Here is a 7,351-nt window from a genome sequence, read left to right on the forward strand (position 1 = left end):
GCCGTTTCGCTCCGGCCCCGTGCTGCCGACGGCTGACCCCCACCGTTGATGCGCCGCACGCTCCGCTTGCCGGCCACGGACGACGCTGCGTCAAAAGACGTCTTGAGTGCAGGTTGCGCGCCAAGTATGTTGACTATGGCAACATATTATGGAGTTCGGCAACATGCATCCCGATCCCTCCAGTGCGCTCGCGGCGACCGCCGCGCCGGTGAGCGAAGAGGACATTACCGCCGTCCGGCGCTTCAACCGCTTTCACACGCGGCTTGTCGGCGCCCTCAACGAGCATTTGCTGGCATCTCCCTATTCGCTCGCCCAGGTGCGTGTCCTTTATGAACTCGCCAACGCGCCGCCGGATGCGCTGCCATCGGCGCGCGAGCTTGGCGAAGTCCTGAGGATGGATGCCGGCTATCTCAGCCGGCTGGTCTCGGGCCTTGAGGGCGACGGGCTGCTGCAGCGCAACCCGGCGCCGGACAATGCCAAGCGCTTGCTGCTGGCGCTGACGGAGCGGGGGCGCGAGGTCTTTGCCAAACTGAATGCCACCTCGGCTGGCGAAGTCGCCGAGTTGCTGGCACCGCTTTCGCCTGCCGGGCGCGGCCAGCTGACGGGTGCCATGGCGTGCATCCGCCGGCTGCTGGGCGATGTACCGGATGCCCGCGCCTTCATCCTGAGGGGTCCCGAGCCCGGCGATCTTGGACAGGTGGTCCACCGCCAGGCCGCGCTCTATGCACGCGAATACGGCTGGGACTGGACATTCGAGGGGCTGATTTCCGAAATTGCCGGTCAGTTCGTCCGCAATTTCGATCCCGCCAGCGAGCGCTGCTGGATCGCCGAGATGGAAGGCGAGATCGTCGGATCGGTCTTTGTCGTGCGGGAGGACGAGCATACAGCCAAGCTGCGCATGCTCTATGTCGATCCCGTGGCGCGCGGCAAGGGCCTCGGCCGCACCCTTGTCGATGAATGCCTGCGCTTCGCCCGTGCGAAGGGCTACCGTCGGATGGTGCTGTGGACCAACGACATCCTCGTTTCCGCTCGTCGCATCTACGAGGCAGCCGGCTTCGAGTTGATAGAGGAAGAACCGCATCGCAGCTTCGGCAAGGACCTTGTCGGTCAGGTCTGGGAGCGCACGCTGTGAGGCTGCCGCTCGCCGCCGCCATCGTCACCGGCCTGCAGGTGGGCGCGGCACTGGTGGCGAGCGAGGCCGTCGTCGCTGAGGTCGGGGCCGGCCGGCTTGGCTTCCTGCGCTACGCCATCGCTCTCGCCATCCTGGTGCCGGTGGCGGCCCTGTCATCCGGCGCACCGGTGGCACGCCGCGACTTGCTTCCCGTCGCGCTGATCGGCATGGGGCAGTTCGGCGTGCTTGTCGCCCTGCTCAATGTCGCGGTTCTGCATACCGGTTCGCCGCGCGTGTCTCTGGTCTTCGCCACCTTGCCGATCGTCACCCTGGCAGTCGGCTGGGGACTGGGCGCGGCACGGGTGACACGGCTGGCGCTCTGGTCGATCACTCTGTCCGTCGTCGGCGTCGCCTTCCTACTCGCCGGCGACGCGCTGGGCGGCCGGATGAGCGTGTCCGACTGGATCGGCCTGGGATGCGCCGGGCTTGCCACCCTGACGGGAGCGATCTGCTCCAGCCTCTACCGCCCCTATCTCCAGCGCTGCGGTGTCGCCCGGGTCAGCGTCATCGCCATGTCCGCCTCGCTATTGCCGCTCGGCCTGATGGGACTGATCGAGCCCCATGGCGTGGCCGTGGCGGACTGGACGGCCCGCACCGTGGCTCTGGTCGGCTTTGTCGGCCTGTCGAGCGGTTTCGGTTTCCTGTTCTGGCTCTACGCCCTGTCGCAATTGCCCGCAGCCGTGGTCACGGCGTTTCTCGCCCTCAGTCCCGTAACCGCCGTTATCCTGTCGGTGGTGTTTCTGGGAACGGTTCCTTCCGCGTCGCTCGCGGTGGCGCTGGTTCTGGTGATGGGGGGCCTTGGCGCAACCGCCTTCGCGCAGCGCCCGGGCAAGGAGGCGGCGGCTGTTGTCGTCGCCACAGGCACGAACCGGCCTGCGAGCTGACGTTGCGTTTTCGGTCACTCGCGTGTTGCGAAGTTTCTCTCTTGCGGGTTGAATGGCCTGTGCCGGGTTCCCGTCATGCGGGTGCGACGGCGGTTTCGATCAGCCCTTTGGAGACGACCATGACTGCACTCCGTTCTTCCGATACACTCGAAAACGGCTTGCCGCTGCCCTATGCCGGCCTTCCCTATGTCGACGATGTCGAACGTTTCGATCCGGCCGGCGATGCGCCCCTCTTCGCTGCCATTGCCGAGATCCTGATCGATGCCGGTCTCGACGACACTTTCGGCGTCAACCTTCTGCATGTGCACTTCACCTTGGCCGCGGGCGAGATCGTCTGGGAAAGCCATGACCGTCGGACCAATAGCCTGTCCGTCACCGTTTGCGCGCGGGATTCGGCGCTGTCGCGCGAGGGGCGACCGACATCATGGCGCTGTCTCGATGGCCGGTGGCTGCCGCTCGCCTTCGCCCGCCATGGTCTCGACGAGGCGGAACTGGCGCGCGCCGCTCCCGCCATGGAGCGGATCGGCCGTCTGCTGGAAAAAGCAGGGCAGGCCGGACGTTTCGGTCTCTGCCTGGCGCGGGGCGGCCTGCGCTCATGGCCGCTACGCATCCACGTGGAACGCACGGACGAGGCCGGCCGCCGCCAGATCCTTGCGCCCGAATGGGCGCCGCTGCGCGACCGGGGCCAGGATCTCGACACGTCCTGGTCCTTCCGTCCCTCGCTGCTGGCGCGCGCCGGGATCGTTCGCAACACCGGCACGCGCTGCAAGACCAAGTGCAAGACGACCTGCCTTGTCGGCAGTGTCCATGGGCCGTGGCACGACGGGAAGGAGCACAAGAAGGAGGTTTGAGCGGCCGGCGCGCCGCCCGCTCGCCAGAACGTGAAAGGTTGAGGCCGGTTTTCGCCGTTCCCTGGCGTGAGCGGGCATGTTTCACTCAGGGCGACCGTGTTGCCTTGGAGAAACAGCATGCGCGCACTCTCCGCTCTCGTGCTTTCCTTGCTGCTTGCAGCCGCCGCACCGCTCGTCGGTGCGGCGGCGGAAGAGGTGGATCTGGAGCTTGTGCTGCTGGCCGATTCCAGTGGTTCCATCGACGATGCGGAGATCCGCTTCCAGCGGCAGGGCTATGCCGATGCCATCACAGATCCCCAGGTGCTCTCCGCCATTCTCGACAATGCCCATGGCAAGATCGCCGTTACCTATGTCGAATGGGGAAATGCCGCCTCGCAGGACGTCGTTGTCGGCTGGACCGTGATCGACGGCGTCGAAGCGGCGGGCCGCTTCGCCGATGCCTTGATGGCTGCGCCACGCCGTGCCTACGGGCGCAATGCCATCGGCTCGGCGCTGCTGAAGGGCAAGCGACTGATCGAGGACAACGGCCATCGCGGGGTCCGACGGGTGATCGACCTTTCCGCCGACAGCGCCAACAGCTGGAACGGGCCGCCGCTGGAGACCGCGCGGGCCGAGGTGGTTGCAGCCGGCATCGTCATCAACGGCCTTGCCGTGCTGTGCCGGCACTGTTCGGGGCGTCCGGCCAGCTACGATCTGGAGGAGGCGTTCGCCAGGCTGATCATCGGCGGTCCCGGTTCGTTCGTCGTTACCGCCGATTCCAAGGCGACCTTCGCCGATGCGGTGCGCAAGAAACTGATCCTGGAAATCGCGGCAGGCCCGTCCGCAAGCAGCTTTGCCGCCCTGTCGGGCCCGCCCGTCCGCTTCGGCGGGCAGGCGGAGATGCGGCGCGAGTGAAACGCGTTCAGCGCCAGCCGTCGCGATACAGGGCCGAAAGAGCCTCGCGATAGGTGGGGAAGAGAAAGTCGTAGCCGAGCTCGGACTTCACCCGGGCGTTCGAGACGCGCTTGTTCTCGCCGTAGAATGAGCGCGCCATCGGGCTGAGCTCGGCGCTCGCAAAATCCTGTTCCGGCGGCGGCGTCACGCCAAGAAGGCCGGCGGCGTGGGACACAACGTCCTGCGGCGGCGCGGGCTCGTCGTCGGTGATGTTGAAGATACGTGTTCTGGCCGGACCGTCGATCGCCGCTTCCAGCGCGCCGGCAATATCGGCCACGTGGATGCGGTTGAACACCTGGCCGGGCTTGACCAGCCGGCGCGCGGTGCCCTTCTCGAAATTGACGAAGGCGTTGCGACCCGGACCGTAGATGCCCGACAGGCGAAACACCTGCACGACACGGTCATGTGTCCCGGCATGTGCCAGCCATGCCTCCTCGGCGGCCACCCGCTGGACGGAGCGCCGCGAGACCGGCTTGCAGGGCGTTTCCTCAGTGACCCAGGCGCCGCCATGATCGCCATAGACGCCGACCGTCGACAGGTAGCCCGTCCATTGCGGCCGGGCGGCGGCAAGGTCCGCGCCGTGATGGGCGAGCACCGGATCGCCGGCCTCCCCCGGGGCGATCGAGACGAGCACATGGGTTGCCTGCGCGAGGGCATCGGCGATGCCCTCGCCCGGCGTGGTCCCGTCAAAGAGGAAGGGGGCAATCCCCTGCGCCCTGAGGGTCTCCGCCTTGGCGGGGCTGCGCGTTGTCGCGCCGATCCAGGCGCAGCGCGATGCGATGCGGGCGACGAAGGCCTCCGCCGAATAGCCGATACCGAAGACAAAGAGGCGCATGGCGTGATTTCCCGGGGGTTGTGGTTCTGTGGTAACTTCTCACATGGCGTGTGCCTGTGGCGGATTTCGCCGCCTTGGCGTCAACGCCGTTTTATTGCCGATACAGGGAGTTTCAACATGGATATCGCAAAGACGCTGCAGGCGCGGCCCGCCTCGCGGAGCTGTGCGCTGATCGATTTCGACACGGCCGAGGTTTTCGTCGGTCTCGGCGGCAACGGCAAGTTCCTGCTGGTCACCGGCGAGCGGGCGACCGTTTCGATGCGGGTGGAATTGCGGCCGCTGGTCTATGTGACGCAGCCGGATTACTGGGGGATCGAGGTCGTCGGTTGCGTCTCCGGCATCGTCCTGCCGCAGACCGCGCCCTACGCCGAGACGCTGGAAATTTCTGCGGTCACGGGCACGAAGGGCATCGAGGTGATCGGTGCGGGCGAAAGCCGCCGGATCGACCTTTAGGTCGTGTCCGGTTGCGCTCCGAGGGACGCTGCCGCGCCCCCCTCAGAGCGCAAGGTCGGCGCGGCGGATCTCGTAGAGCATCACGGCGGTGGCGACCGCCAGGTTGAGGCTGTCCGCCTGTCCGGCCTGCGGGATGCGGGCGAGCGCGTTGCAGGCCTGCGCCATCTCCTCGGGAAGGCCGGACTGTTCGTTGCCCATCAGCAGCAGGGTGGGCCGGGCATAGGGGATGGTCCGGTAGTCGCACGATCCCTTGAGATGCGTGCCGACGACCGTGCCGGGCCAGGCCTGCGCGATGTCGCGGAACTCGGCGCGCGGAAGGCGCACAAGCGGCACATGGAAGAGCGAGCCCATGGTGGCGCGCACCGCCTCCACGGCAAAGGGATCGGTGGTCTCGCCGACAAGCATGACGCCGGCCGCGCCGACCGCGTCGGCGGTGCGGATGATCGTGCCGAGATTGCCGGGGTCGCGGACCTGGTCGAGGGCCACCCAGACGGCGTCGGGGCGGGCTGCGATGGCCGCGCGCAACGCAGCGGGAGAAAGGGTTTTCTGCCCGTAGACGCCGACGACCATCTGCGGGTTGTCGCGCCGTGTCATGGCTGCCAGGACGGCGGTCGAGACCTCCAGGATCGTCGCCCCGCGGGCCCGCGCGGTGGCCGCTGTTTCCCGCACCGGGGCGCTGTCGCGCGCTTCCGGTCCGATCGCCAGCATGTCGACCTCCCAGCCGGCGGCGAGCGCGTCGGTCGCCAGCTTCAGCCCTTCGGCGACAAAGCGGCCCGTCTTTTGTCGATGCTTGCGTTGCGCGATCAGCGCCTTGATGTCCTTGACCAACGGGTTGGAAAAGGAGGTGACCTGCTTGACCTGTCCGGCCCTGCGGGTGCCAGAAGGATCGTCGCGCCCGCTCATTGTCCGCTCCAACGGCTGTAGAGGGAAGTGGAAAGCGCCCGTTCGCCGGTCTCGGAGCGCAGCACCAGCTCGCCCGATTCAAGCCTTCCTCCACGCGTGGCCAGCGTGTCGGCCATGACCTCGTGCAGCGCCAGGAAGCTGGCGCGGATCGCATAGGCGGTCAGCACCAGAAAATCGGCCTCCGGCGAGAGGATCTTCTCGATCATCGGCAGCATCTGCGGCAGGCTCTCGTAGAGGTCCCAGATCTCGCCCTTCGGCCCGCGGCCGTATTTCGGCGGGTCGAGCAGGATCCCGTCATAGGTGTTGCCGCGCTTGACCTCGCGGGCGACGAACTTGGTTGCGTCCTCGCAGATCCAGCGGATCGGCAGGTCGTCGAGGCCCGACAGGGCCTGGTTCTCTCGGGCCCAGCCGATCGCTTTCTTCGAGGCGTCGATATGCGTCACCTCGGCCCCGGCGGCCGCCGGCACCAGCGAGGCAAGGCCGGTATAGCCGAAGAGGTTCAGAATGCGCATCGCCCGCGCGCCCGCCGCCTGGCGGGCCTTCACCCGGTCGGCCATCCATTGCCAGTGGGCGGCCTGTTCGGGGAATACCCCGACATGGCGGAACGACATGAAACGGCCGAGGAAACGGACGTTGCCGAAGCCCATCTGCCAGGTCTCCGGCAGGTCGCGGTTCAGCCGCCAGCGTCCGGGACCGTCGTCCTCGTCATTGCCGGTGAAGACGGCATCGGCCGCGTCCCAGCGGCCTTGCGGCAGGCGCGGCGCGCCCATTGCCTGCGGTTCGGGACGGTCGACGACAATGCTGCCATAGCGTTCCAGCTTGCGGCCATGGCCGAAGTCGAGCAGCGCATAGTCGGACCAGCCCCGTGTCTGGAGCATGGTCGGCCAGACCGGCGCCGGCGGATTGCCGGCGGGCGCGGCCTCCTGCGTGTCGCCGGTCTCCCGGTCTCTCGCGTCGTCGGACAAGCGATGGTCCTTTCCTGCGGTGGTCTTGCGTGTGATCGCTGGCGAACGCCTTAGGGCGCTTGCCTGCCGCGGTCAATCGCCATGCGCGGCCCCGCCGCTTTCTGCAGGGAGGTATCGCGGGAACCGTTCGGCGTGCCGCGCTGCACCAAAGAGAAGTTTGTAGCTGATTTTCTTTCAAGCACTTGAAAGGCGGGGCCGGCTTGGCCAAGCTGTCGGCAACTGAAAACGCGCAAGGCGCGATCACGTGCGCGCGAACCCGTTTGCAAAGGTGCCTGGAACATGGATTTGGTAGGCGATTACCGTTTGTTGGCTGGTCGGGTTGCTGTTTGGGATGCATTGAATGATGCGGATGTTCT

General features: G+C 67.0%; 8 protein-coding genes. 5 read left to right on the forward strand and 3 right to left on the reverse strand.

The window, feature by feature from the left end; translation table 11 throughout:
- Nucleotides 1-163 precede the first annotated feature (163 nt).
- The 4 genes from RBB46_RS12205 (at nucleotide 164) to RBB46_RS12220 (ending at nucleotide 3,800) form a co-directional block, all read left to right on the forward strand.
- On the forward strand, nucleotides 164-1,132 hold the full coding sequence (locus RBB46_RS12205; protein ID WP_306029253.1) for a bifunctional helix-turn-helix transcriptional regulator/GNAT family N-acetyltransferase: 969 nt from the start codon (nucleotides 164-166) through the stop codon (nucleotides 1,130-1,132).
- Nucleotides 1,129-2,055: a DMT family transporter gene (locus RBB46_RS12210; protein WP_306029254.1), complete on the forward strand. Its 927-nt coding sequence runs from the start codon at nucleotides 1,129-1,131 to the stop codon at nucleotides 2,053-2,055. Before RBB46_RS12205 ends, RBB46_RS12210 begins: the two co-directional genes overlap by 4 nt.
- A 119-nt stretch (nucleotides 2,056-2,174) precedes the next feature.
- Nucleotides 2,175-2,906: a hypothetical protein gene (locus tag RBB46_RS12215; protein ID WP_306029255.1), complete on the forward strand. Its 732-nt coding sequence runs from the start codon at nucleotides 2,175-2,177 to the stop codon at nucleotides 2,904-2,906.
- A 117-nt stretch (nucleotides 2,907-3,023) separates the two neighbouring features.
- Nucleotides 3,024-3,800, forward strand: coding sequence for a DUF1194 domain-containing protein (locus RBB46_RS12220; protein ID WP_306029256.1), 777 nt, complete (start codon nucleotides 3,024-3,026; stop codon nucleotides 3,798-3,800).
- 7 nt (nucleotides 3,801-3,807) lie between these two features.
- Here the strand turns inward: RBB46_RS12220 and RBB46_RS12225 are convergent, their stop codons facing one another.
- A complete protein-coding gene (locus RBB46_RS12225) occupies nucleotides 3,808-4,674 on the reverse strand; it encodes an SDR family oxidoreductase (RefSeq protein WP_306029257.1) in 867 nt (288 codons plus the stop codon).
- A gap of 117 nt (nucleotides 4,675-4,791) precedes the next feature.
- Between RBB46_RS12225 and RBB46_RS12230 the strand changes: the two genes are divergently transcribed.
- The gene (locus tag RBB46_RS12230) at nucleotides 4,792-5,127 is read left to right on the forward strand and encodes a hypothetical protein (RefSeq protein ID WP_306029258.1); all 336 of its coding nucleotides are present in this window, start codon (nucleotides 4,792-4,794) and stop codon (nucleotides 5,125-5,127) included.
- 42 nt (nucleotides 5,128-5,169) lie between these two features.
- On the opposite strand, the gene RBB46_RS12235 is transcribed toward RBB46_RS12230, so the two are convergent.
- Nucleotides 5,170-6,030 (reverse strand): RNA methyltransferase, encoded by an 861-nt coding sequence (locus tag RBB46_RS12235; protein WP_306029259.1) that lies wholly within the window; start codon nucleotides 6,028-6,030, stop codon nucleotides 5,170-5,172.
- On the reverse strand, nucleotides 6,027-6,995 hold the full coding sequence (locus tag RBB46_RS12240; protein ID WP_306029260.1) for a class I SAM-dependent methyltransferase: 969 nt from the start codon (nucleotides 6,993-6,995) through the stop codon (nucleotides 6,027-6,029). The genes RBB46_RS12235 and RBB46_RS12240 overlap by 4 nt, the downstream gene beginning before the upstream one ends.
- Between the last annotated feature and the right edge of the window lie 356 nt (nucleotides 6,996-7,351).

Origin of the sequence: Stappia sp. MMSF_3263 (assembly GCF_030733745.1) — a bacterium.
Classification (GTDB): domain Bacteria; phylum Pseudomonadota; class Alphaproteobacteria; order Rhizobiales; family Stappiaceae; genus Stappia.

Coding starts and splice junctions, on each gene's coding strand:
- RBB46_RS12205 (WP_306029253.1), top strand. CDS start 164: ATGCATCCCGATCCCTCCAGTGCGCTCGCGGCGACCGCCGCGCCGGTG.
- RBB46_RS12225 (WP_306029257.1), bottom strand. CDS start 4,674: ATGCGCCTCTTTGTCTTCGGTATCGGCTATTCGGCGGAGGCCTTCGTC.
- RBB46_RS12220 (WP_306029256.1), top strand. CDS start 3,024: ATGCGCGCACTCTCCGCTCTCGTGCTTTCCTTGCTGCTTGCAGCCGCC.
- RBB46_RS12235 (WP_306029259.1), bottom strand. CDS start 6,030: ATGAGCGGGCGCGACGATCCTTCTGGCACCCGCAGGGCCGGACAGGTC.
- RBB46_RS12230 (WP_306029258.1), top strand. CDS start 4,792: ATGGATATCGCAAAGACGCTGCAGGCGCGGCCCGCCTCGCGGAGCTGT.
- RBB46_RS12215 (WP_306029255.1), top strand. CDS start 2,175: ATGACTGCACTCCGTTCTTCCGATACACTCGAAAACGGCTTGCCGCTG.